The sequence below is a fragment of the Paraburkholderia sp. genome (assembly GCF_035948235.1).
In the GTDB taxonomy this organism is placed as follows: Bacteria; Pseudomonadota; Gammaproteobacteria; order Burkholderiales; family Burkholderiaceae; genus Paraburkholderia.
Window position 1 is genome coordinate 1 of the sequence record NZ_DASZJJ010000316.1, and the last position, 23,528, is coordinate 23,528.

At 65.4% G+C, this 23,528-nt stretch carries 18 protein-coding genes; 10 read left to right on the forward strand and 8 right to left on the reverse strand.

From position 1 onward, the window contains the following. Positions 1–370 (forward strand): phosphoenolpyruvate carboxylase (locus tag VG320_RS27945; protein ID WP_327203311.1); only part of this gene is annotated, 370 nt, incomplete at its 5' end. Between the two features lie 129 nt (positions 371–499). After that, positions 500–706, forward strand: a complete 207-nt coding sequence (locus VG320_RS27950; protein ID WP_327203312.1) for a type II toxin-antitoxin system VapB family antitoxin — start codon at positions 500–502, stop codon at positions 704–706. Between the two features lie 43 nt (positions 707–749). Here the strand turns inward: VG320_RS27950 and VG320_RS27955 are convergent, their stop codons facing one another. Further along, the gene (locus VG320_RS27955; RefSeq protein ID WP_327203313.1) at positions 750–1,514 is read right to left on the reverse strand and encodes a class I SAM-dependent methyltransferase; all 765 of its coding nucleotides are present in this window, start codon (positions 1,512–1,514) and stop codon (positions 750–752) included. Between the two features lie 114 nt (positions 1,515–1,628). Between VG320_RS27955 and VG320_RS27960 the strand changes: the two genes are divergently transcribed. The 3 genes from VG320_RS27960 to VG320_RS27970 all read left to right on the forward strand — a co-directional run bounded on the left by VG320_RS27960 (position 1,629) and on the right by VG320_RS27970 (position 5,143). Beyond that, positions 1,629–2,459 carry a helix-turn-helix transcriptional regulator gene (locus tag VG320_RS27960; protein ID WP_327203314.1) on the forward strand — a complete coding sequence of 277 codons (831 nt, stop codon included), beginning with the start codon at positions 1,629–1,631 and terminating at the stop codon, positions 2,457–2,459. A gap of 138 nt (positions 2,460–2,597) precedes the next feature. Beyond that, positions 2,598–4,004 (forward strand): argininosuccinate lyase, encoded by a 1,407-nt coding sequence (argH, locus tag VG320_RS27965; RefSeq protein WP_327203315.1) that lies wholly within the window; start codon positions 2,598–2,600, stop codon positions 4,002–4,004. A gap of 218 nt (positions 4,005–4,222) precedes the next feature. Then, complete coding sequence (locus tag VG320_RS27970) at positions 4,223–5,143, forward strand: bestrophin family protein (RefSeq protein WP_327203316.1); 921 nt, start codon at positions 4,223–4,225, stop codon at positions 5,141–5,143. Positions 5,144–5,232: 89 nt separating this feature from the next. On the opposite strand, the gene VG320_RS27975 is transcribed toward VG320_RS27970, so the two are convergent. The 5 genes from VG320_RS27975 to apbC all read right to left on the reverse strand — a co-directional run bounded on the left by VG320_RS27975 (position 5,233) and on the right by apbC (position 10,972). Beyond that, entirely contained in the window at positions 5,233–5,937 is a 705-nt protein-coding gene (locus tag VG320_RS27975; RefSeq protein WP_414696138.1) for a lysozyme inhibitor LprI family protein, read from the reverse strand. A gap of 17 nt (positions 5,938–5,954) precedes the next feature. Continuing rightward, complete coding sequence (locus VG320_RS27980; RefSeq protein ID WP_327203318.1) at positions 5,955–8,234, reverse strand: arginine/lysine/ornithine decarboxylase; 2,280 nt, start codon at positions 8,232–8,234, stop codon at positions 5,955–5,957. Positions 8,235–8,323: 89 nt separating this feature from the next. Then, on the reverse strand, positions 8,324–8,893 hold the full coding sequence (gene dcd / locus VG320_RS27985) for a dCTP deaminase (protein ID WP_327203319.1): 570 nt from the start codon (positions 8,891–8,893) through the stop codon (positions 8,324–8,326). 258 nt (positions 8,894–9,151) lie between these two features. Then, positions 9,152–9,688, reverse strand: coding sequence for a superoxide dismutase family protein (locus VG320_RS27990; RefSeq protein WP_327203320.1), 537 nt, complete (start codon positions 9,686–9,688; stop codon positions 9,152–9,154). Between the two features lie 195 nt (positions 9,689–9,883). Then, positions 9,884–10,972 carry an iron-sulfur cluster carrier protein ApbC gene (gene apbC / locus VG320_RS27995; RefSeq protein WP_327203321.1) on the reverse strand — a complete coding sequence of 363 codons (1,089 nt, stop codon included), beginning with the start codon at positions 10,970–10,972 and terminating at the stop codon, positions 9,884–9,886. Positions 10,973–11,254: 282 nt separating this feature from the next. On the opposite strand from apbC, the gene VG320_RS28000 reads away from it, so the two are divergent. Further along, entirely contained in the window at positions 11,255–11,905 is a 651-nt protein-coding gene (locus VG320_RS28000) for an OmpA family protein (protein WP_327203322.1), read from the forward strand. Between the two features lie 366 nt (positions 11,906–12,271). Then, positions 12,272–14,416 (forward strand): methionine--tRNA ligase, encoded by a 2,145-nt coding sequence (gene metG, locus VG320_RS28005; RefSeq protein ID WP_327203323.1) that lies wholly within the window; start codon positions 12,272–12,274, stop codon positions 14,414–14,416. Positions 14,417–14,476: 60 nt separating this feature from the next. Here metG and VG320_RS28010 read toward each other — a convergent pair whose 3' ends face one another. Together VG320_RS28010 and VG320_RS28015 are read right to left on the reverse strand one after the other, a co-directional pair. Then, a complete protein-coding gene (locus tag VG320_RS28010; protein ID WP_327203324.1) occupies positions 14,477–18,976 on the reverse strand; it encodes a translocation/assembly module TamB domain-containing protein in 4,500 nt (1,499 codons plus the stop codon). Then, entirely contained in the window at positions 18,976–20,898 is a 1,923-nt protein-coding gene (locus tag VG320_RS28015) for an autotransporter assembly complex protein TamA (protein WP_414696139.1), read from the reverse strand. Before VG320_RS28015 ends, VG320_RS28010 begins: the two co-directional genes overlap by 1 nt. Before the next feature lie 322 nt (positions 20,899–21,220). Here VG320_RS28015 and VG320_RS28020 point away from each other — a divergent pair, with 322 nt between their 5' ends. The 3 genes from VG320_RS28020 (at position 21,221) to panC (ending at position 23,456) form a co-directional block, all read left to right on the forward strand. Continuing rightward, positions 21,221–21,406: a DUF3460 family protein gene (locus VG320_RS28020; protein ID WP_327203325.1), complete on the forward strand. Its 186-nt coding sequence runs from the start codon at positions 21,221–21,223 to the stop codon at positions 21,404–21,406. Next, entirely contained in the window at positions 21,406–22,326 is a 921-nt protein-coding gene (locus VG320_RS28025; protein ID WP_327203326.1) for a ScpA family protein, read from the forward strand. Before VG320_RS28020 ends, VG320_RS28025 begins: the two co-directional genes overlap by 1 nt. Positions 22,327–22,613: 287 nt before the next feature. Beyond that, a complete protein-coding gene (panC, locus tag VG320_RS28030; protein ID WP_327203327.1) occupies positions 22,614–23,456 on the forward strand; it encodes a pantoate--beta-alanine ligase in 843 nt (280 codons plus the stop codon). Positions 23,457–23,528 lie beyond the last annotated feature (72 nt).

Below are 23,528 nucleotides of genomic sequence, written 5' to 3' on the forward strand. Positions count from 1 at the left end.
GCCGTTCTTCTCGAACCTGCTCTCGAACATGGACATGACGCTGGCGAAGACGGATCTGGCGGTGGCGTCGCGCTATGCGCAGCTTGTCGCGGACAAGAAGCTGCGCAAGCATGTGTTCGAGCGCATCGTCGCGGAGTGGGAACGCACGACGAAGGTGCTCGACGAGATCACGGGTTCGAACGGCCGTCTGGCCGATAACCCGCTACTCGCGCGTTCGATCAAGAATCGTTTCCCGTACCTCGATCCGCTCAACCACTTGCAGGTCGAGCTGATCAAGCGCTACCGCGCCGGCGACCCGAGCCCGCGCGTGCGCCGCGGGATTCATTTGACGATCAACGGGATTGCGGCTGGGTTGCGTAATACGGGTTGAGCCGGGTCGAGCGTTAAGGATGTGCGGAAAAGCCTCGCAGATTGTTGATCTGCGAGGCTTTTTTCTTTTGGGGGCAATGGCACGATAGACGGACCTCACCGCATCGAATCTGGAATCAAGGAGTACGTCGTGCGAATAACCGTCACGCTTGACGACGCGCTTTACGAAAAAGCGCTCGAAATGGCCGATCCAGGCATGGAAAAGTCCGAGCTATTTCGCGTTGCCATCGAAACGTTCATTCGCGTTCAAACGGCCAGGCGGATTGCCACACGAGGCGGCAGCATGCCCGACCTCGTCGATATTCCACGGCGAAGAGGCGCGTCCAACGAGCCGTGAGAGCACACGTCGCCCATGCACTGACCGCCACGTCGCCCTGGCTTTAATCCCGCCGCGTCCCCTCGATCATGAACGCATCGAGCTTGAACGAGCCGTCGGCCTGCACATCGAAATACTGCTTCACCTCATCGGGCGCGCTCGCCCACATCGAGCGGATCGCCGCCACACGCTCGGGCGGCGTGCGCATGCGCGCCACCCACGTATCGAAGTCGATATCGATGCGCCAGCGCTCGCTCACTGTCGCGTCGAAGCCCGCGCGATCGAACATCGCGATCCACTCGTCGGCGCGATAGTCGCGGATATGCGAGGCGTCGCGCAGCACTTCCACCGCCTGGATATGCGTGTCGAAAAGCGGATCGTCGATACCGGCGATATCGATGAACTTGATGCGCCCGCCCGGCTTGAGCACGCGGTGCACGTCGGCGAGCGCGCGCGGCACGTCGCGCCAGTGGTGCGCGCTCATACGGCTGATCGCCCAGTTGAAGCTGGCGTCCGCGAACGGCAGCGTCTCGGCGGCGCCCTGCTGCGTGCGAATGCTGGTCAAACCGCGCTCTTTCGCGGCGGCTTCCACGGTTGCGAGCATCTGCGGCGCGATGTCGTAGGCCACGACTTCGCGCACGTGGGGCGCAACAGCAAAGCTTGCGTGCCCAGCGCCGCAACCCATGTCCAGCACCGACGCATTGCCGCAGGTAGCCGCGAAGGTGGCGGCGAGGTTGTCCAGATCCGCGCCGCTCGCGTGGACCTGGCTCGTGAGGTAGGCGGCGGCGGTCGAACCGAAGGCGTCGGCAACCTGATCGTGATGTTTCATCGCATGCTCCTGTTTGCGGGGTTTTTTAGAGGGCGTGCCGCTACAATAGAGCCCCATCTGTACCAGTACAAGTTAAGCAGTTATTCTGGTATCAACAGCACCTGCCCCAGCACCATGAGCACCGATACCCCCGCAGCGCCGCACGACGCCGCTTCCGCCAAAACCCTCGACGCCACGCCCGCGCGCGCGCTCGGCGAATTTATCCGCGCCCATCGCGAGCGGCTTTCGCCCGAGGAAGTCGGCTTGCCGCCCGGCCCGCGCCGCCGCACGCCTGGCCTGCGCCGCGAGGAAGTCGCCCAGTTATGCGGCGTGAGCCCCACCTGGTACACATGGATCGAACAAGGCCGCCCGGTCTCGGCATCGGCGGACGCGCTCGCGCGCATTGCCGTGGCGCTGCGCCTGTCGCGCGCCGAACGCGCCTATCTGTTCGAACTGGCCGCCCAGCGCGACCCGGCCGAACCCGACGCGCCCGGCGCCGGCGCCGCGCCCGAAACGCTGCTGCAAACCGTGCAACTGGTGGATGCGCCCGCCTATGTGCTCGACCGCCAGTGGACCGCGCTTGCCTGGAACGCCCACGCCGCCGATCTGTTCACCGGCTGGCTGGACGGCGAGCACGACCGCAATCTGCTGCGCTTCACCTTCACGCAGGCGCTCGGGCGCGAGTTGATCGTCGACTGGGAAACGCGCGCGCGGCGTCTTGCCGCCGAATTCCGCGCCGACTCGATCCGTCATCTGAACGATGCGCCCACGCGCGCGCTGATCGACTCGCTGCTGGCCACGAGCGACGAATTCGCGCGCTACTGGGCCTCCCAGGACGTGTTCGAGCGCGAGGGCGGACGGCGCGAGTTCAACCATCCGCGCCACGGCCGCATCGCCTACGACCAGATCACGCTGAAGCCCGCGCACCGCGAAGACCTCAAGCTGGTCGTGCTGGTGCGGCTGTAGCCGCCGCGCGCGGGCCGGGACGCGCCGCGCGCCGATGGTAAAATCCTTTACTTTCCCGCTGCTCATGGCGCCAGGCCCCGCTTCAAGCGCCCTGCCGCGCGGCACGCTTTTCTCACCGCTCGTTCACGCCCCATCACCATGACGTCCCAACTGCACAAAAAAGGCGAAGCCTGGTCGGCTCGCTTCTCCGAGCCCATGTCGGAGCTGGTCAAACGCTATACGTCGTCGGTTTTCTTCGACAAGCGTCTTGGCCTCGTCGATATCGAGGGGTCGCTCGCGCACGCGTCGATGCTGGCCGCGCAGAAGATCATCTCCGCCGACGACCTCGCCGCGATTCAAGGCGGCATGGCGCAGATCAAGGGTGAGATCGAGCGCGGCGAATTCGAGTGGAAGCTCGACCTCGAAGACGTGCACCTGAACATCGAAGCGCGCCTCACGGCCCTGATCGGCGATGCCGGCAAGCGCCTGCACACGGGCCGCTCGCGTAACGACCAGGTCGCCACCGACATCCGCCTGTGGCTGCGCGGCGAAATCGACCGCATCGGCGGCCTGCTGGGCGATCTGCGCGGCGCGCTGCTCGATCTGGCCGAACAGCATTCGGGCACGATCATGCCGGGCTTCACCCACCTGCAGGTGGCGCAGCCGGTCACCTTCGGCCATCACCTGCTCGCCTACGTGGAAATGTTCTCGCGCGACGCCGAGCGCATGGTCGACTGCCGCAAGCGCGTGAACCGTCTGCCGCTGGGCGCGGCGGCGCTCGCGGGCACCAGCTACCCGATCGACCGTCACGCCGTGGCGAAGACACTGGGCTTCGACGGCATCTGCGCGAACTCGCTCGACGCCGTGTCGGATCGCGACTTCGCGATCGAATTCACGGCTGCCGCGGCGCTCGTGATGACGCACGTCTCGCGCTTCTCGGAAGAACTGGTGCTGTGGATGAGCCCGCGCGTGGGCTTTATCGACATCGCCGACCGCTTCTGCACCGGCTCGTCGATCATGCCGCAAAAGAAGAACCCGGACGTGCCCGAACTCGCGCGCGGCAAGACCGGCCGCGTGAACGGCCATCTGATGGGCCTGCTCACGCTGATGAAGGGCCAGCCGCTCGCGTACAACAAGGACAACCAGGAAGACAAGGAGCCGCTGTTCGATACCGTCGATACGGTCGCGGACACGCTGCGCATCTTCGCGGAAATGGTCGCAGGCATCACGGTCAAGGAAGAAGCGATGCGCGCAGCCGCGCTGCAGGGCTTCTCGACGGCCACCGATCTGGCCGACTACCTCGTGAAGAAGGGCCTGCCGTTCCGTGATGCGCACGAAGCCGTCGCGCACGCGGTGCGGATCTGCGTGGACCGCAACTGCGATCTGGCCGATCTCACGCTCGACGAAATGCGCAGCGAACTGCCGGCGGTCGCGCATCTGCTGGCCGACGACGTGTTCGAAGTGCTGACGCTGGAAGGCTCGGTTTCGGCGCGCAACCATCCGGGCGGCACCGCGCCGGAGCAAGTGCGTGCGGCGATCGCAGCGGCGCGCGCAGCGCTCAAGTAAGCGCCCGACACGCCTGACGTCCTGAAACGGGGCGCGCGACAATCACCGTCGCGCGCCCCGTTTGTCTTCTGTACGCAGATCGGCGCGCTGTACCCGCCCCCAATTGCGTGAAGTGTGCGCCCGCCGCAGGTCCGACGCGGCTATCATTTTTTGCCGAAGCACGCCCTGGCATCGTATCTTTGCAGGGTTGCCCGTCCGGCCCAGACCTGCACGCACTCATGATCGTCCGCCCTCATCTCAACTGGTTCCGCATGCTGCTGGCGTGGCGCGGTTCCGTGCTGCCGCAACTGCTGCCGCGCCTGTTTATCGTGCTGTGCCTGTCGTTCGTGGCCGTGGCCGCGCACGATCACATCCTGCGCATCACGGTGAACATGAGCACGGTGCCGTTCTCGCTGATCGGCATTGCGCTGGCCGTCTTTCTCGGCTTTCGCAATAACGCCAGCTACGACCGCTACTGGGAAGGCCGCAAGCTGTGGGGGCAAATGCTCAATGAGACGCGCTCGCTGGCGCGCCAGTCGCTCGCGCTCGTGCAAGGCGAGGATGCTCCGGCGCATGCCCGCCCCTTCATCGAGCTGCTGTGCGCCCTGCCCCATGCGCTGCGCCATCAACTGCGCCGCACAGATCCGCGCACGGATCTCGAAGCGCGTTTGCCACGTGAAGTGTTGGAGCGTGTCATGGCCTCGCGTTTCCGCCCCATGACGCTGGTGCTGTGTGCGTCCGAATGGCTGCGCGGCGAAGTGCGCGCGGGCCGCGTGGACGGCTATGCCGTGCTCGCTTTCGAGCGCAATCTCAATGGTTTGTCCGATGTGATCGGCGGTTGCGAGCGCATCGTTTCGACGCCGCTACCCTTCGCGTATACGGTGATGATCCACCGCACGGTGTACTTCTTCTGCGCGCTCTTGCCCTTCGGCCTGGTGGACAGCATCGGCGCGCTCACGCCGATCTTCGCGGTGTTCGTGGCTTACGCGTTCATGGCGCACGAGGCGATCGCCTCGCAGATCGAAGACCCGTTCGGCACCGAGGACAACGATCTCGCGCTCAATACCATGTCGATCGGCATCGAGGCCGCGCTGCACGATCTGCTCGGCGACCCGACCACGTTGCCCGAGCCAGCACCGGATAAGTGCGTGCTCGATTGATTAGAACGCAATCGGCAGGCAAAAAGAAAAAGGCGTGAATCGCAAGGATTCACGCCTTTTTTTATGGGGTTTCGCAGCAGTCCCGCGGCTTAGCGGTTATTGACCGTCTCCGCCAGACGCTTGAGCGTCGCGAGGCGCGCGCCAAGCAGATCGAGCCGCGCATGTTCGTCGATGAGCGGCGTGGTCGCATCGCGGTACGCGCGCCACGCGCTTTGCGCGCGCGCCACGGCGGGCCGCGCGTGCTTCGGCATACGCGCATAGAGCTGACGGTAGTAGCGGTTCAGGTCGTAGCTCACGTGTTCGCAGCGCGCATCGGCGCTACAGGCACGCGCGCGCACCGGCTTGTCCGACGCCGTCGCGACTTCGGCGCGCAGCGCCAGCGCCCGATCGCGCACCGGCTGCAGACGCATATCGGACTCGTAAAGCTGATACGACGAACCGCTCGTGGTAGCGAAAGCGGCGCCGAGCATCGTATCTTCGGCGTCGCGCCAGGCCACCCACTTCTGCTGGCTCGCGCGCCAGCGGCGTTGCTGCGCGGGCGGCAGCTTCGTCAACAGTTGCGCGAGCGCGGCGTCGGCGGCGCTGCGCCAGGCCGTGCGCGCATCGTCCATGCACTGCACCTGCCCTGCCGTCGACGAACGGTCCGCGCGCGCGGCACACGCGCGCATGCCCGCGTCGATCGGATCGGCCGCCGAGACTTCGGCGTGCGCCGCCGGCGCTGCAATTAGCAGCGCCGCCAGCGTCCAGGTCGTCGCGCAAGAACGCAATAGCGAACGCAAAAGCCGCACCGTCATGCCGCGTGCCCCCGTGCTCAGGCGCGCACGCAATCCACGAAGTACTCGATGCGGCCGTTGATGGTCTCGCCCACGAGTCCGTGGATGTCGGTGTGGAAGCCCGGGAAGCGCTCGTTGAATTCGCGCGCGAACTTGAGGTAGTTCACGATCGTCTTGTTGAAGCGCTCGCCCGGAATCAGCAGCGGAATGCCCGGCGGGTACGGCGTGAGCAGGATCGACGTGACGCGGCCTTCGAGTTCGTCGATGGCCACGCGGTCGATCTCGCGGTGCGCGAGCTTGGCGAACGCGTCGGACGGCTTCATCGCCGGCTCCATCGTCGACAGGTACATCTCGGTCGTCAGGCGCGCGATGTCGTTGGCGCGGTAGACGCTGTGGATCTGCTGGCACAGATCGCGCAGGCCCACGCGCTCGTACATCGGATGTTGCGCGACGAACTCGGGCAGCACGCGCCACAGCGGCTGGTTGTTGTCGTAGTCGTCCTTGAACTGCTGGAGCTCCGTCACCATCGAGTTCCAGCGGCCCTTGGTGATGCCGATCGTGAACATGATGAAGAACGAGTAGAGACCCGTCTTCTCGACGATGATGCCGTGCTCGGCCAGGTACTTCGTGACGATCGCGGCCGGAATGCCGGTCTCGCCGAATTCGCCGTCCACGTCCAGACCCGGCGTGACGATGGTCGCCTTGATCGGGTCGAGCATGTTGAAGCCTTCGGCGAGGTTGCCGAAGCCGTGCCAGTGGTCGTTCGGGCGTAGGATCCAGTCTTCGCGCGAACCGATGCCTTCTTCGGCCAGATCCTCCGGACCCCAGACCTGGAAGAACCAGTCGTCGCCGTATTCGGCGTCCACCTTGCGCATGGCGCGGCGGAAGTCGAGCGCTTCGGCGATCGACTCTTCCACCAGTGCCGGGCCGCCCGGCGCTTCCATCATCGCCGCGGCCACGTCGCACGACGCGATGATCGCGTATTGCGGCGAGGTGGACGTGTGCATCAGGTACGCTTCGTTGAAGCGGTGGCGGTCGAACGCGCTGTCTTCCGAGTCCTGCACCACGATCTGCGAAGCCTGCGAGATGCCGGCCAGCAGTTTGTGCGTGGAGTGCGTCGCGAACACCAGCGCCTTGGTGCGCGGACGACCCGCGCCAATCGCGTGCATGTCCTGGTAGAACTCGTGGAACTCGGCGTGCGGCAGCCAGGCTTCGTCGAAGTGCAGCGTGTCGAGCATATCGCCGAGCAGATCCTTGATCATCTCGACGTTGTAGACCACGCCGTCATAGGTGCTCTGCGTGATCGTCAGAATGCGCGGCTTGACGTTGGGGTTCTTCGCCAGCACTTCGCGGGCGAACGGATTCGCCTCGATCTTCTTGCGGATGTTTTCCGGCTTGAACTCGTCGCGCGGGATCGGGCCGATGATGCCGAAGTTGTTACGCGTGGGCGTGAGGAACACGGGAATCGCGCCCGTCATCGTGATCGCGTGCAGGATCGACTTGTGGCAGTTACGGTCGACCAGCACGATGTCGCCAGGCGCGACCGTGGCGTGCCAGACGATCTTGTTCGACGTGGACGTGCCGTTGGTCACGAAGAACACGTGGTCGGCGCTGAAAATGCGCGCGGCGTTGCGCTCCGAAGCCGCGACCGGGCCGGTGTGATCGAGCAGCTGGCCGAGTTCTTCCACGGCGTTGCAGACGTCGGCGCGCAGCATGTTTTCGCCGAAGAACTGGTGGAACATCTGGCCAAGCGGGTTCTTCAGGAACGCCACGCCGCCCGAGTGACCCGGGCAGTGCCACGAGTACGAGCCTTCGTCGGCGTACTTGACGAGTTCCTTGAAGAACGGCGGCGACAGCGCATCGAGATACACCTTCGCTTCGCGAATCACGTGACGCGCGACGAACTCCGGCGTGTCCTCGAACATGTGAATGAAGCCGTGCAGCTCACGCAGGATGTCGTTGGGCAGATGGCGCGAGGTGCGCGTTTCGCCGTACAGGAAGATAGGGATGTCGGCGTTGCGCTTGCGCACCGCTTCCATGAAGGCGCGCAGCGCGACGATCGCGGGCGCGTGCTCCGGCGCTTCGCCGTCCGCGCCTTCCACGTAGGGCAGCAGTTCGTCGTCGTCGATCGACAGGATGAAGCACGCGGCGCGGCTCGACTGCTGCGCGAACGACGTGAGGTCGCCGTAGCTCGTCAGCCCGAGGACTTCAGCGCCCTCTTTCTCGATGGCTTCGGCCAGTGCCCGGATGCCGGAACCCGAGATGTTCTCGGAGCGAAAGTCTTCGTCGATGATGACGACGGGAAAACGAAACTTCATGGGCGATTCTCCAAATGAAACGACCGCTGCATGTAACGCGCAGCGGTCCCCGTATGTCGTAAATCCGGTGGGTTGATTGCGCTCGAACGTCAGGTCTTCGGCAGCGTGACGCCGTGCTGACCTTGATACTTGCCGCCGCGATCCGCGTATGAGACTTCGCAGACCTCGTCGCTCTCGAAGAAGAGCACCTGGGCTACGCCTTCGTTCGCGTAGATTTTGGCAGGCAAAGGTGTCGTATTCGAGAATTCGAGCGTCACGTACCCTTCCCACTCGGGCTCGAACGGCGTGACGTTCACGATGATGCCGCAGCGCGCATAGGTGGACTTGCCCAGACACACGGTCAGGACGCTGCGCGGAATGCGGAAGTACTCAACGGTGCGCGCGAGCGCGAACGAGTTCGGCGGAATGATGCAGACGTCGCCCTTGAAGTCCACGAACGACTTTTCGTCGAAGTTCTTCGGATCGACGATGGTCGAGTTGATGTTCGTGAAGATCTTGAATTCGTCGGCGCAGCGGATGTCGTAGCCGTAGCTGGAAGTGCCGTAGCTCACGATCTTGCGGCCGTCTTCCGACGTGCGGATCTGGTCGCGCGCGAACGGCTCGATCATCTTCTGCTCTTCGGCCATGCGCCGGATCCACTTGTCGGATTTAATTGCCATGTTGCTCGCTGCGGTCCAGTAAAAAAACGGGGAACGAAAAAGATAAAGCCAGGAAAATGCCCGCGAGGCCCGCCCGTGGCCGTCGGGCCGTGGCGCTGCCTTGCGAAAGGCGCCTATTTTACGCGATGTGAGTCGCTGTGCCTGGAAGTGCGCTTCGGTCGCGCTTCGATGAAGTCCGCACGGCGCTTTAAGGTGGCTTTCGCCAACGTTCAGGTCACGTTGCAGGCGGCTTACTGCTACCGGCTCATTGCGCCTTGCTCATTGCGCCTTGATCACGCCGCACGCCAACGCGGCGCCCGTGCCGCGCTGCGGGTACGCATACGGGTCGATCGCGTCATGATGCACGATCACCGCGCGCTGCAGGACCGAGCGCACGCCGTCGAGCGATACGTCGGTCGCGACGATAAAACCGGTGGCCACGCCGTTGGAATCCGCATGAATATTGCCGAGGTCGCCCGCTACGCGCGCGCCGGGTTTGAGCCGCTCGGCGGCCGGCGCGAACACCGGACCGGCGCTGGAGGCGTCGGTGGCGTTGCAGTCGCCGCGCTCGTGAACCTGCAGGGCGTGGTCGGAATCGGGCGGCAGGCCGGCGAGGTTATAGCTCACCTGCACGCCGTCCGAATGTTCGACGAACGACACGGTGCCGCGCACCTGATTGCCGACGGTGGGCAGCAATTGCGTGCCCGCGCGCTTGTCCTGCTGTCCCATGAAGCTCGTGCAGCCGCCCAGCAGCGTGCACGCGATCACGGCCACCAGGACTGCGCTTCCCGCCTGCCTGTCGTTTCCTTTACCCATGTATTCCTCTTGCCGGCGCGCGGCCGCCCCTGCGGCTGTCGATCCGGACCCATGAATCCCACATGATACCCCGCACGCGCGCCATCGCGGACCTCGCGTGCCCCTGCAATGCGCGCAAACGCGCACGCCGCGGGCCTTGTGATGCAAGGCGCACGCGGCGTGCCTTTAAAAACGCGCAAACCGGGGCGATGCAGCTCAGGTGTTCTGCACCACGATGGTCGGGAATTTCGAGCTCATGTCGCGCGAGCGCTCGGCGATCTGGATCGCCACGCGGCGCGCGATCGCCTTGTAGGTGCCGGCAACGGCGCTGTCGGGCGCAGCGGCGACCGTCGGCGCGCCCGAATCGGCCTGTTCGCGAATCGAGATATCGAGCGGCAGACTGCCCAGCACCTCGACGCCATAGTCCTTCGACATGCGCTCGCCGCCGCCCGCGCCAAAGATGTGTTCGGCATGACCGCAGTTCGAGCAGACGTGCACGGCCATGTTCTCGACGATGCCGAGAATCGGAATGCCCACCTTCTCGAACATCTTGAGGCCCTTCCTGGCGTCGAGTAGCGCGATATCCTGCGGCGTCGTCACGATCACGGCGCCCGTGACCGGCACGCGCTGCGACAGCGTGAGCTGGATGTCGCCGGTGCCCGGCGGCATGTCGACCACGAGGTAATCAAGCTCGCGCCAGTTCGTCTGCCGCAGCAGTTGTTCGAGCGCGGACGTGGCCATCGGGCCGCGCCAGACCATCGGATTGTCCTGATCGACCAGGAAGCCGATCGAGTTGGCCTGCACGCCGTGGCCTTCGAGCGGGTTCATCGACTGGCCGTCGGGCGACTCGGGGCGGCCCTCGATGCCCAGCATCATCGGCAGCGACGGGCCGTAGATATCGGCGTCGAGAATGCCGACCGAGGCGCCTTCGGCGGCCAGCGCCAGCGCGAGGTTCACGGCCGTCGTGCTCTTGCCGACGCCGCCCTTGCCCGAGGCGACCGCCACGATGTTCTTCACATTCGGCAGCAGCTTCACACCGCGCTGCACCGTATGCGCGGCGATTTCGTGACGCACAGTCACGCGGCTCGCCTTCACGCCGGGGACGGCTGCCAGCGCCGCCTGGACCTGGGCGCGGATCGCGTCATATTGGCTCTTCGCCGGATAGCCGAGCACGATCTCGACGTCAACCGTTTCGCCGTCGATCGCGACGTTGCGCACGCCTTTGGCCGTCGTGTAGGGACGGCCCGTGTTCGGATCCGCGAGGGCCGCCAGCGCGGCGTCCACCAATGCCCGATCAATGCTCATTGAAACTCCGTGGGGATGAACGACCCGGCGTCCCGCACGCCCCGTGGGGTGCCGCATTGACGCCGTAAATCGAAAGAAATTGTTAAGCTGGATTGCGCAAATTCCTGCGGCAAGGCACGCTTCGCGGCAGCAGTGTTTTCGCGCCAGGCCAGCGCTTTGACAAGCGCTCAAGCCGTCATTGTAGTAGCTGCCGTCGCGCGCCGTCCTATGACCCTGACCGCAGTCGGGGCCGTCGGGCGGCACAGTGCAGCCTTCCCGTTTCACTCAAGAAGAGGATTGAAAATGAACACAAGAATCTTGACCCGCCTGTCCGTCTTCGCCATCGCCGGCGCGCTGGTGGCCGGCTGCGCAACCCAGCAAGGCACGAATACGGCTGTCGGCACCGGGGTCGGTGCGGGCACGGGCGCCGCGATCGGCGCGATCTTCGGCGGCGGCAAGGGCGCGGCGATCGGCGCGGGCGCAGGTGCGCTGGTCGGCGGCATCACCGGCTACAACTGGCAGGCGATCCACAACAAGCTGTCGGGCGCCACCAAGGGCACCGGCACGCAGATCACCGAGCAGCCGGACGGCTCGCTCAAGCTCAACATCCCGAGCAACGTGACCTTCGACACCAACAGCTACGCGATCAAGCCGTCGTTCGCGCCGGTGCTCGACCAGGTCGCGCAGACGCTGCAGCAGAACCCGGAAGTCGTCGCCCAGGTGGTGGGCCATACGGATAACACCGGCCAGCCGGCGTACAACCAGACGCTGTCGGTCAATCGCGCGCAGAGCGTGGTGAACTACCTGGCAGGCCGCGGCATCCCGATGCAGCGCATGGCCGCCGAAGGCCGTGGCGACACGCAGCCGATCGCCGACAACAGCACGGAAGCGGGCCGCACCGCCAACCGCCGCGTGGAAATCTATCTGCGCGCGACGGCACAGCACCAGCAATAAGCATCGGCAACTGATCGGCTAAAACAGCGACAGGACAAAAGGGACGGCTGCAAAGCCGTCCCTTTTGCGTTTGAAGCCCGCCACACAAGCTTTCCACGATCATTTGAGCGAATCGAAAAAATTTTCGAACTCTCGTGAAATAGCGCTGTCTGTCTTTACGGTACGTGTGCGGTCATGCCGCCGCGTCACCATTCTCCTCTTGTCGTTGTTGCTCCGGGGCCATCCTGCCCCGGTTTTTTTTGCCCGCGTTTTCTGTAGCGCGGCGCTTTGCAGCTCACAGCGCAGCCCGAACCGTAGCCAGACGCGTCGCGCCCCCGCCCTGCTAAAATCGCGGTTTCCCCCGCAACATCGGACGTCCAACCACTTATGTCAGCACCCGCCACCGACCTCGCCGCCGGCGCCTCCAGCGTCCAGAGCGGCCGCCAGATTCTCGTCACGTCTGCTCTGCCGTATGCGAACGGCCAGATCCACATCGGCCACCTGGTCGAGTACATCCAGACGGACATCTGGGTCCGTGCGCTGCGAATGCACGGCCACGAGGTCTACTACGTCGGTGCCGACGACACCCACGGCACGCCCATCATGCTGCGCGCCGAGAAAGAAGGCCTCACGCCGCAGCAGCTGATCGCGCGCGTCTGGCAGGAACACAAGCGCGACTTCGACAGCTTCGGCGTGTCGTTCGACAACTACTATTCCACCGATTCGGACGAGAACCGCGTGCTCTCGGAATCGGTGTATCTGGCGCTCAAGGAAGCGGGTTTCATCGAAACGCGCGATATCGAGCAGGCCTACGATCCGGTCAAGAACATGTTCCTGCCGGACCGCTTCATCAAGGGCGAATGCCCGAAGTGCGGCGCGAAGGACCAGTACGGCGACAACTGCGAAGTGTGCGGCTCCACCTACGCGCCGACCGACCTGAAGAACCCGTACTCGGTGGTCTCGGGCGCAACGCCCATCCGTAAGACCTCGACGCACTATTTCTTCCGCCTCTCGGACCCGCGCTGCGAAGACTTCCTGCGCGGCTGGGTGGCAGGTCTCGCACAGCCGGAAGCGACCAACAAGATGCGTGAGTGGCTGGGCGACGCGGGCGAATCGAAGCTCGCCGACTGGGACATCTCGCGCGACGCGCCCTACTTCGGTTTTGAAATTCCGGGCGCGCCTGGCAAGTACTTCTACGTGTGGCTCGACGCGCCGGTGGGCTACTACGCGAGCTTCAAGAACCTGTGCGAGAAGCGCGGCCTGAACTTCGACGACTGGGTCAAGCCCGGTTCGAAGACGGAGCAGTACCACTTCATCGGCAAGGACATCCTGTACTTCCTCACGCTGTTCTGGCCGGCGATGCTCGAATTCTCGGGCCATCGCACGCCGACCAACGTGTTCGCGCACGGCTTCCTGACGGTGGACGGCGCGAAGATGTCGAAGTCGCGCGGCACCTTCATCACGGCAGAAAGCTATGTGACGACGGGCCTGAACCCCGAGTGGCTGCGCTACTACTTCGCCGCCAAGCTCAACAGCACGATGGAAGACCTCGACCTGAACCTCGAGGACTTCCAGGCGCGCGTGAACAGCGACCTCGTCGGCAAGTACATCAACATCGCGAGCCGCGCGGCAGGGTTCCTCATCAAGCGTTTCGACGGCCGCGTGCAGGACAGTGCGATGAACCATCCGCTCATCGAGCAGATGCGCGCCGCGATCCCGCAGATCGCCGCGCACTACGAAGCGCGCGAGTACAGCCGCGCGCTGCGTCAGACGATGGAACTCGCCGACGCAGTCAACGGTTACGTCGATACGGCCAAGCCGTGGGAACAGGCCAAGGACCCGGCCAACGCCGTCGCACTGCATGAAACGTGCAGCGTGAGCCTGGAAGCGTTCCGCCTGCTGTCGCTCGCGCTCAAGCCCGTGCTGCCGCAACTGGCTGAAGGCGTGGAACAGTTCCTCGCAATCGCGCCGCTCACGTGGGCCGATGCGGGCCGCGCGCTGTCGTCGCAACAGCCGATCAACGCGTACAAGCACCTGATGACGCGCGTCGATCCGAAGCAGATCGAAGCGCTGCTGGCCGCCAACCGCGACTCGCTGCAGGCCACGGACGCGCCGGCTGCCGCTGCCGATGCGAACAAGAAGTCGAAGGCGTCGAAGGAAGCGAAGAAGGCCGCCGTAGATGAAGCGCCGGAAACGATCTCGATCGACGACTTCGCGAAGATCGACCTGCGCGTGGCGCTGATCGTCGACTGCAACATCGTCGAAGGTTCGGACAAGCTGCTGCAACTCACGCTCGACGTGGGCGAGGAAAAGACCCGCAACGTGTTCTCGGGAATCCGTTCGGCCTACAAGCCGGAAGACCTCAAGGGCAAGCTCACCGTGATGGTCGCGAACCTCGCGCCGCGCAAGATGAAGTTCGGCATGTCGGAAGGCATGGTGCTCGCCGCTTCCTCGGCGGACGAAAAGGCCGAACCGGGCCTGTACATTCTCGAACCGCATAGCGGCGCGAAGCCGGGCATGCGGGTGCGCTAAGCGATCTGCGCCTCAGGAAAAAAGCACACCTTCGGGTGTGCTTTTTTTTCGACTGCGTTGTTACCACCGAATCCGGTCAAATCGACGCGTATAGAGAATGTCGGCGCCATAGAACGTGCCGCCGTACGTCACCACGGACCAGTAGCGCGACAGATTGATGGTCGCCTTGACCGCATTCGACGCCGACTGCAAGCCCTGCTCGTAGCCAATCACAAGCCGCTGGTTGATCGCCTTGGCGATCATCACGACCTCGGGGTCGGTGAGGCCCACTTCGCTGCGTCCAATCGAGAATTCGTCCAGCCCGATGCTCTGCGCGATGCGTTTGCCGCTCGCACTGCCGAGCAGCGCCAGCGCCGTCGTCATCGCGCTCTGCTGGCCGACGTTATTACCCTGGTCGGTGCCGTGGCCGAACAGCAGCCACGAGAGCTTTTCGTTATCGGGCACGTTAGGCTCCGACACCAGCTTGGCCACGGGCGCCTGCACTGTGCCCGTGACCTGCACGCCCGCCTCCACCTGCTGGTTACGCCGCATGGCGAGGATATTGATGCCCGGATTGCCCACCGGCCCGTTGAACGTAAAGAAGCCGTTCTCGATACCGAGCTTGGTGCCAAACGCCGTGTACGACGAGCCTTCCGTCACGCGCACATTGCCGACCGCGCGCAGCGGCACGTCCGGCGCGCTGGTCGCCGTGATGGTGCCCGCGAGTCCCAGATCCGCGCCCTGGCCGCGGAAGCGGAAGTCGCGCCCCAGATTGATGTCGATATTCGCGCGCGGCGCAAAACGCGGCGCCGGTTTGGTCGAAGCCGTTTCCTCGATCGGCGGCTTGCCGCCCACGGTCGTGCCGTCGGGCCGCACGATCACCACATCGTCGCCGAGCGACGGCGCCGCCGACTCCGGCAGGTCGAACAGCGCGTGATCGACGGTGAACTTGCCGTTGATCATCATGTGGCCCAACTGGCCGCCGTTGGCGATGCTCGCGCTGCCCGAGAGCGACAGCTTGCGGTCGGGCGAAGCGAACAGTTCGAGCTTGTCGGCAACGATGCTAGCTGTGAGATCGGTGTTTTCGCTGTCGAGGGCGACGCGCCCGGTCGCGCGCAGCGTGCCGCTCGTCGCGCCATGAAACTCCAGTTGCTGGAATTCGACGAGATTGCGCGACAGGGCGACGCGGATCACGCCGTCCTTCAGTTCCACGCCCTGATCGACCACCGTCGCCGATATCCCGTCGCCCGACAGCAGACCCGTGACGTTGGGCTTCGCGACCGTGCCGCCCAGCCCGAGATCGAGCGCGAGATGGCCGTCGAGCAGATAGTTCGGCCCAAGCAGCCCGCCCGTGGTGCGCAGCGACGGCACGTTGGCCTTGACGGTGCCGCCCAGTGACGATTCGTCTGCGACGGTGAGCATGCCGTCGCGCGGCACCAGCGTGGTGTTCGCATCGACGTCGAGCACGCCCACGCGGCTAGCCTGCGCATGCGCCGTGAGCGTCAGGCGATTGCCGCCGCTGAAGGCCGCGCGCGCAGCCAGATCGCCGATGCCGAACGAGGCGATGCCGCGGCCGATTTCCGCTGTGATATCGCCCGAGCGGCGCTTGATCTGCACGTAGCCGCTCGCGCTTTGCCCGATGGAAAAGTTCCAGTCGCCGTCGAAGATCAGGTCGGTGCGCAGCGTGGCCGGCTCGCCCGTGAGCTGCTGGCGCAACTGCATGAGGCGCGCGACCGAGACGTTGGTGAGCGCCCCGGCGGACTGGATGCGGCCATGATCGAGATCGAAGGACTTGAGGTCGAGCGACGCGCCTTCAGCAACCAGACGCGTCGCGCCCAGCGTCACCTTGCCTGCGCCCGCGCTCACCTTGAGCGGCACTTCGAGCTTCACGCCCGGCGTGCCGCGGTTCTCCAGTTGCGTGACGGTGCCGTCCCAGCGCGAGCCTGCGCGCGTGTCGGTCAGGCCGCCATTGGCGGCCACGGCGAAATCGATCGTTGCGCCCTGCACCTTGCCCTTCGCATTGGCGGTGAGCGTGTGCTTCGCGCGCGTGCCCGTGAGCCGCGCGCTGAGCGTGGAAATATCGACGCCTGCCGCAGCGATGGCGCTCGCGTCCGCGCTGAAAGCCAGCGCCCCGTTCGCGCCGTCGCGCGCTTCGGCGTGGCCCTCCGCGTGGCCAACGCGGTTCTCGCCGAATACGACATGGTCGGCCTTGTAGTCGAGCGCGACGTTCGGATGCGCGAAGCTGCCGGTCAGATCGCCGTTCGCCGCGACCTGGCCCGCGACGCCAAAACCGAGCCGGTCGAGTTGAGGCGCATCGACGCGAAAACGCAGCCGGTCGCCGGGCGCGCCAAAACTGCCTTGCAGATCGACGACATTGCCTGCCACGGAGAGATTCGCGCGGCTCGGCAGAATGCGCGTCCCGGCAAGCTGGATCAGCCCCTGGCCGGTGAGCGGCAGATTGTCGTAGACGCTTGGGCCCAGCTTGAACTCGGCTTTGGTCGTGAGCGTGGGCGCGAGCATGCCGCTCGCGCTGAGCGTGCCGTTCACGCGGGCCTCGATACGACGCGCGGGGGCGGCTTTGGGTTTGGCCGGCGTGGCGCGCGCAGTCGTGCCGGATTGCGCGGACTCGCCCTGCTCGACCGTCTGGCGCGCGTTTTCGACATGCTTTTGCGCCTGCGCCTGTTCGCCCGTTTGCGCCGGATTGAGCGACGGGTTCAACGCCGGATTGAGCGCGAGATTGCGCTTGGGATTGAGCGCGTCGGATGCGGTGGTCGATGTCGATGGCGCGCTGGTCTGGCGCGCGGGCTTCGGCGTGGACCTGGCGGCCGCGGGCGGCGTTTTCGACACCAGTTGCGAAGTCAGCGAAAGCGGGTCGAAGTTCGTCAGCACCGCTTTGAGCGAATACGAGGAGTTGGCGTCGTGCTTGAGCGCACCCGACAGGTCGATGCGGCCCGCGCCAGAAGTCACACGCACGTCGTTGAACGACAGCCGCGCCGGATCCTGCGTGATCTTGCCCTGCACGCGCAGCGCTGCCTTCGGATCGGCGAGATCGAGGGTGACGCTTTGCACATCGCCCGCGAGGCGCACGTTGACAGGCCCGGCGAAGTTCGTCGCGCGCACGCTCGACTGGATCGTGCTCAGGTCGAGCCCGGCCACGCGCAGGTCGAAGCGCCCGTCGCGCCCGCTGATTGCCCCGCCGCCCGTGATCGTCGCGGTCTTGACGAGGCGCACGGCGAGCTTCGGAATGCGCTGCGTTTTAGCGTCGAGCACGACAGCGGCGTGCGCGTCGATCAGCGGCAGCAACTGGTCGCCGATTTCGCCAGGCTTGGCGTTGACGATCGAGACATCGCCCGCGACCGTGAAACCCGCCGCATCGCTGTGCGCGGCGACCACGGATGCCGATGACGCCGCCAGCGGTGCCGAAGCCGATGAAGCGGACGAAGCGACAACCGCAGCGGAAGCCACTGAAGCCACCGCCTGCGCCGGCACCGCCTGCGCCGCCGAATTCCCCGAAGCCGCAGCCGCAAGCGCCGCCGGCACGGCCGCCGCGCCGCCCGGCACCGGCTGCAGTTGCGCGCGCACGGCCAGATCGGCGAACGGGGCACTGGGCGCGAACGCCTGCGGATTGACGTGATCGAACGCGAGCGTCGCGCGCTGCAGCGGCACGGCGGCAAACGGCGTCGCCTCCACATGCGCGCGTCCCGTGAGCTTCATGCCGCTTGCGGTGATATCGGCTGTGAGCGCTTCGAGCGAGCCGCCAAGCGTCCCGTTGACCTGCACGTCCTCGTTGTTGACCTTGCCCGCGTAGCCCAGGTCGCCCGTCAGCGCGAACGGCCGCACGCCGTCGAGTTTCGCGTGCGCGTTCACTGCGCCGAACGGCGTGTCCAGGCGCTCGACCGCCGCCTCGTGATGCCGCCCGTCGCTGCGGCCGTGGAACAGCAGGCGCGAGAATTCCGTCGTCGACGCGCCCTGGTGCAGCGTGAGCTTGTCCACCTGCAGATCGCGGATCTCCAGCCCAAGCGGCAGTTGCAGATTCTGCGGCAACGTCATCGGCTGCGAAGGCTCGTTGGACGGCACCACGCGCGCATCGATCTCGCCCACATGCAGATAATCGACCACGAAGCGCCACGGCGCGCGGCCAAAACCCTGCACCGCCCACTGGCCGTCGACGCGGTCGACCTTGACCGTGGTGCCGTCAGGCCCGTGCCAGGCGACGTTGGACAACCGCACGCCACGGGCAAGCGCGCCGCCTTCCAGCGTGCCCGCCAGCTTGCCGTCGAGCAGCGCCACGGCCGCGCGCCACGCCAGCGCCGTGCCACGTTCGGTGGTGAGCGCACCGTAAAGCGCGCCTACCAGCAGCGCGACCAGCAGCACGATTGCGACCACCAACCACGCGAGAGCCTTCAGCGTGCGGTAACGGCGCGGCGGCGGCGTTTTGCGCTCGCCGCCCTCGTTGCCCTGGCCGGCCTCGCCGCGATCTTCCGATGCGTCGCCAGATACCGCTCCCCCGCCCGGCGGCACGGCGCAGGCGCGCGTCCACGAGAACGGCAAGGCGAAGCGAAGCAAAGCGCGCGTGAGCATCAGAAAGCGATTCCGAGAGTCAGATAAGGCCGCACGTTATGGGTGCGAAAGCCGTAGGCAAGATCGATGTTGACGGGGCCGACCGGGCTGCGCCAGCGCACGCCGAAACCCGCGCCCGGATCGAAGACCTTTTCGCCCCAGGTGTCGGTAGCGGTACCGACGTCGAAGAACGCCGCGCCGCCCCAGTCGTGGCTGAACCAGTGCTGATATTCGGCCGATCCGGTGACGAGATACTTGGTCGGCAGGATCGAGCCGGCCACGTTGTTGCCAAGGCTCTCGAAGCCATAGCCGCGCACCGAGTTCGAGCCGCCCGCGCGAAACAGCAGCGACGCCGGGATCTCCGACGACGAGCCGCTCGTGAACACGCCGCCCAGCTCCGCGCGCAGCAGCACGATATCGCTACGGCCGATCGGCAGATATTGCTGGCCGCGCGCATAGGCGCGCGCGAAGGTCTGGTCCGAACCCGCGCCCTTGACCGCGAAGCCGGCTTCCATGCGGATCACGTTGCCGGTGCGCGGGAAGAGCGGATCGTCGACATCGCGGCGCGTCCACGACCACGACGGCATGAGCGCATAGGCATGGGTGGCCTCGCCGACGTTTTGTGTCAGGCGATCGTCGTAGAACATCAGCGCGTACGCATAGTCGATGTTCTGCGAGGTGCGCGTGCGCTGCACACCCACGCGCGCGCTGTAGATGTTGGTGTCGGAGACGTCCGTGGTCGTATACGACGCCAGCACGCTGTTGGTCCAGGCGCGCTCGCCCGGCGGCATCGAAAGCTGGATCTGGCCGTACTTCTGGATCTGGTCCAGACGCCCCTGCAACTGTAGCGGCCACGCCTTGCCGAAGGTGTTGAGATAGGTGTAGGCGCCCTGCACGTGCGCGCCCGTGTCGGTCGAGTAACCCACGCCGCCGCGGAAGTTGTTGTACGGGTACTCGCTCACCTTCACATGCACCGGCGTTTGCAGCGGCTTCTGCGTGTTGTCGTCCACGTCGATGGCCACGCTCGCGTAGTACGGCGTGTTCTGCAACTGGCGCTGCAATTCGGTCACGCGATTAACGTCGTAGATCTCGCCTGGCGAAAGCGGATTCACGTTATCGACGATCCCTTCCGGATAGCGGCGCGTACCCGATACATCGAGCGGCCCCATCGTAAAAGTCGGGCCGCTGTCGAATGCCACGGAAAGCTTCGCGTCGTGCCGCTGCGGATCGATGCGCGCTTCCGAATGGACGATCTTCGCGCCCAGGTAGCGGCGCGATTGCAGCGCGCGCAGCGCCGCGCTCTTGGCGCTGTCCCAGTCGGACTGCGTGAAGGCATCGCCCTCGTGCAGCGAGAACGCGAAGCGCGTGGCGTTTTCCTGCGCGTGGTCTTCGGTCAGCACGGGGCCGGTGAAAGTCAGCTTCACCGATGAGATCTTCGTGCGCGGACCGGCATCGACCATCACGCGCACGACGCGGCGGCCGTTTTCGTCGGTGTGCACATCCGTGCGCACGACCGGCGAGAAATAACCGGCCGTCGAGGCCAGATCGCGCACCTGCTGCGGCGTGGCCGTGACGAGAAAGTCGAACTGATCGCCGTTGACGTCTTCACGTTTGGCGAAGCGCGCGATATCGAGATGGGTTTCGAGCAGCTTGCGCAACTCGCGCGGCGAGGCCTGGATATCGACGTCGTAATAGCTCTTCGTGTGCGACCAGGGCAACAGGTCGGTGAGCGCGGCATGAGCCGGTGCGGCGCCGGCGACGCTGAAGGCAAACCCTGCGGCCAGCCACAAGGCGAGGCGCGAAAACAACGAAGCGGAACAACCCGGAATGCAGACGATGCCGGCGTGCAGACGTGCGGCGTGGACCGGCCATGACGCCCGTGCGGACGTCCCGGTACGCCCGAAACACGGCCATACGCATGCTTGAATCAGCCTTCCCGCCAAACAGGACCTCCAGCTTTCGTTGGGCGCATGGGCGCAAACGCGTTATTTCACCACATCAGCGCGTGAAAACCCCTGGTGGAGGCGCAAACGTGTGCAATAGATTGCAACTCCCTGCGCCGCGCTCAGCTTTGGCGTTGTTTTAGACGCGCACAACATCCCGCCGATATGGCCCCGCCTGGCGCCTGGAGAGCGGCTTCGACGCCTCGCCTTTCTGGATGTTCCGCACGCGGCGCATGCGGTAAAATTGCCGCCGACAAGCAACACCGGATTCCCCAGGCGGCCACCCGCAGTCACAGGCCGCCCCACTCGACGGACGTCAGCCATGTATCAGTCGGACATCACCCAGTTCCTGACCCAGCTCAAAGAACAAAAGCCGCAACTCGAAGAGCAACAGCGCAAAGGCCGCTCGCTGCTGTGGGACAAGCAGCCGATCGACCTCGACGAGCGCGAGCGCCAGCAGGCTTCGCGCGTCAAGCAGACGCCTTACGTCTACTACCAGAACTTCTGATGGCCGAAGCCGACGGCGCCGAACGGCCCGAGCTGGCCGTGGGGCCTGCTGACGTGGACAAGGGCGCCCAGCCGCACCCTGTCGCCAGCGCCGACGCGCTGGCCACCCCCGCCACGGATTCGACGCCCGACACGGTCGACGGCGTCGCTTTCGCGCGCCTGTACGGCGAGCCGCTGTTCAAGCTCCCGCAAGATCTCTACATTCCGCCCGACGCGCTTGAGGTTTTCCTCGAAACCTTCGAAGGTCCGCTCGATCTGTTGCTGTATCTGATCCGCAAGCAGAACTTCAACGTGCTCGACATCCCGATGGCGGACGTCACCACGCAGTATCTCGGCTACGTCGAGCAACTGCGCAAGACCAATCTCGAACTCGCCGCCGAATATCTGTTGATGGCGGCCATGCTTATCGAGATCAAGTCGCGCATGCTGCTGCCGGTCAAGAAGGCCGACACCGGCGAAGAAGCCGAAGACCCGCGCGCCGAACTCGTGCGCCGCCTGCTCGAATACGAGCAGATGAAGCTCGCCGCCCAGCGTCTGGACAAGCTGCCGCAACTGGGCCGCGACTTCCTGCGCGCCGAGGTTTATATCGAGCAAAGCATCACGCCGCGCTTTCCCGACGTGGACAGCAACGACCTGCGCGCCGCGTGGGCCGACGTCATCAAGCGCGCGAAGCTGGTGCAGCACCACAAGATTTCGCGTGAAGAACTGTCCGTGCGCGAGCACATGAGCGTGATCCTGCGCAAGCTGCAGGGCGCGCGCTTCATGGAGTTCTCGGAACTCTTCGACACGACGCGCGGCGTGCCCGTGGTGATCGTCAACTTCATCGCCATGCTCGAACTGGCGCGCGAGTCGCTGCTCGAAATCACCCAGGCCGAGCCGTTCGCGCCGATCTACGTGCGCCTGGCTTATTCACCCTCCTGAGCTGCCTGCCCAGGCAGGCTTGCGCCCCACGCACGCCAGGCGCACGCGTCATGGCCCCGTTTTCGACGCTGTAACGGCGCCCTCGCGTCCGCTGCGAATCATCCAGCCCCATCACCACAGTCCAGGATAATCCCCGATCCGGAGCGGCTGCGCTGCCGTCACAAATCCTCTACAATCGCCCGCGCCTGCCCCTGAGGGCCGGGCACGCCATCCGGCCGGGCGCCCTTGCGGGTCCGCCGTGTGCTGCAACCCCGTCTTGCCCCGCGCGAGGCATAACGCATCCGATCATGAAAGTCATCAGCTCGATTCAGGAACTGCGCGACCAGTTGCGCGGCCAAAACCGCACCGCGTTCGTCCCGACCATGGGCAATCTGCACGAAGGTCACCTCTCGCTGATGCGCCTGGCGCGCCAGCACGGCGACCCGGTTGTCGCGAGCATCTTCGTCAACCGTCTGCAGTTCGGCCCGAACGAGGATTTCGACAAATACCCGCGCACGCTCGAAGCCGATATCGAGAAGCTGCAAAAGGAAAACGTCTACGTGCTGTTCGCGCCGACCGAGCGCGATCTCTACCCGCAGCCGCAGGAATACCGCGTGCGCCCGCCGCACGATCTGGGCGACATCCTCGAAGGCGAGTTCCGTCCGGGCTTTTTCGAAGGCGTGTGCACCGTCGTCATGAAGCTGATGTCGTGCGTGCAGCCGCGCGTGGCCGTGTTCGGCAAGAAGGACTATCAGCAGCTGATGATCGTGCGCGCGATGTGCCAGCAGTTCGCGCTGCCGACCGAAGTGATCGCCGCCGAAACCGTGCGCGATGAAAGCGGCCTCGCGCTCAGCTCGCGCAACCGCTACCTCTCGGACGCCGAACGCGCTGAGGCGCCGCAACTGGCCGCCGCGCTGCAGGCAATGCGCGAAGCCGTGCTGTCGGGCCGCCGCGACTTCCAGCAGCTCGAACTCGAGGCCATGGCGAAGCTCGCCGCGCGTGGCTGGAAACCCGATTACATCGCGATCCGCAAGCGCTCGAACCTGCTGCCGCCGGTTGCCGGTGTCGCCGACGACGCCGAAGCGCCGCTCGTCGTGCTGGCAGCCGCCAAGCTCGGCCCCACGCGCCTCATCGACAACCTCGAAATCTGAAGCGTGCGCGCAAGCGCCCGATCACGCCTTTACTGAATCTGCTGCGGCGGGCCGCGCGCCCAGCCGCCTGAG

Bases quoted from the DNA above. Each gene is read 5' to 3' on its own strand.
- VG320_RS27980 (WP_327203318.1), bottom strand. From the start codon at position 8,234: ATGAAGTTTCGTTTTCCCGTCGTCATCATCGACGAAGACTTTCGCTCC.
- VG320_RS28000 (WP_327203322.1), top strand. From the start codon at position 11,255: ATGAACACAAGAATCTTGACCCGCCTGTCCGTCTTCGCCATCGCCGGC.
- VG320_RS27990 (WP_327203320.1), bottom strand. From the start codon at position 9,688: ATGGGTAAAGGAAACGACAGGCAGGCGGGAAGCGCAGTCCTGGTGGCC.
- VG320_RS27955 (WP_327203313.1), bottom strand. From the start codon at position 1,514: ATGAAACATCACGATCAGGTTGCCGACGCCTTCGGTTCGACCGCCGCC.
- argH (WP_327203315.1), top strand. From the start codon at position 2,598: ATGACGTCCCAACTGCACAAAAAAGGCGAAGCCTGGTCGGCTCGCTTC.
- apbC (WP_327203321.1), bottom strand. From the start codon at position 10,972: ATGAGCATTGATCGGGCATTGGTGGACGCCGCGCTGGCGGCCCTCGCG.
- VG320_RS27970 (WP_327203316.1), top strand. From the start codon at position 4,223: ATGATCGTCCGCCCTCATCTCAACTGGTTCCGCATGCTGCTGGCGTGG.
- VG320_RS27975 (WP_414696138.1), bottom strand. From the start codon at position 5,937: ATGACGGTGCGGCTTTTGCGTTCGCTATTGCGTTCTTGCGCGACGACC.
- dcd (WP_327203319.1), bottom strand. From the start codon at position 8,893: ATGGCAATTAAATCCGACAAGTGGATCCGGCGCATGGCCGAAGAGCAG.
- VG320_RS28010 (WP_327203324.1), bottom strand. From the start codon at position 18,976: ATGCTCACGCGCGCTTTGCTTCGCTTCGCCTTGCCGTTCTCGTGGACG.
- VG320_RS28025 (WP_327203326.1), top strand. From the start codon at position 21,406: ATGGCCGAAGCCGACGGCGCCGAACGGCCCGAGCTGGCCGTGGGGCCT.
- metG (WP_327203323.1), top strand. From the start codon at position 12,272: ATGTCAGCACCCGCCACCGACCTCGCCGCCGGCGCCTCCAGCGTCCAG.
- panC (WP_327203327.1), top strand. From the start codon at position 22,614: ATGAAAGTCATCAGCTCGATTCAGGAACTGCGCGACCAGTTGCGCGGC.
- VG320_RS28020 (WP_327203325.1), top strand. From the start codon at position 21,221: ATGTATCAGTCGGACATCACCCAGTTCCTGACCCAGCTCAAAGAACAA.
- VG320_RS27960 (WP_327203314.1), top strand. From the start codon at position 1,629: ATGAGCACCGATACCCCCGCAGCGCCGCACGACGCCGCTTCCGCCAAA.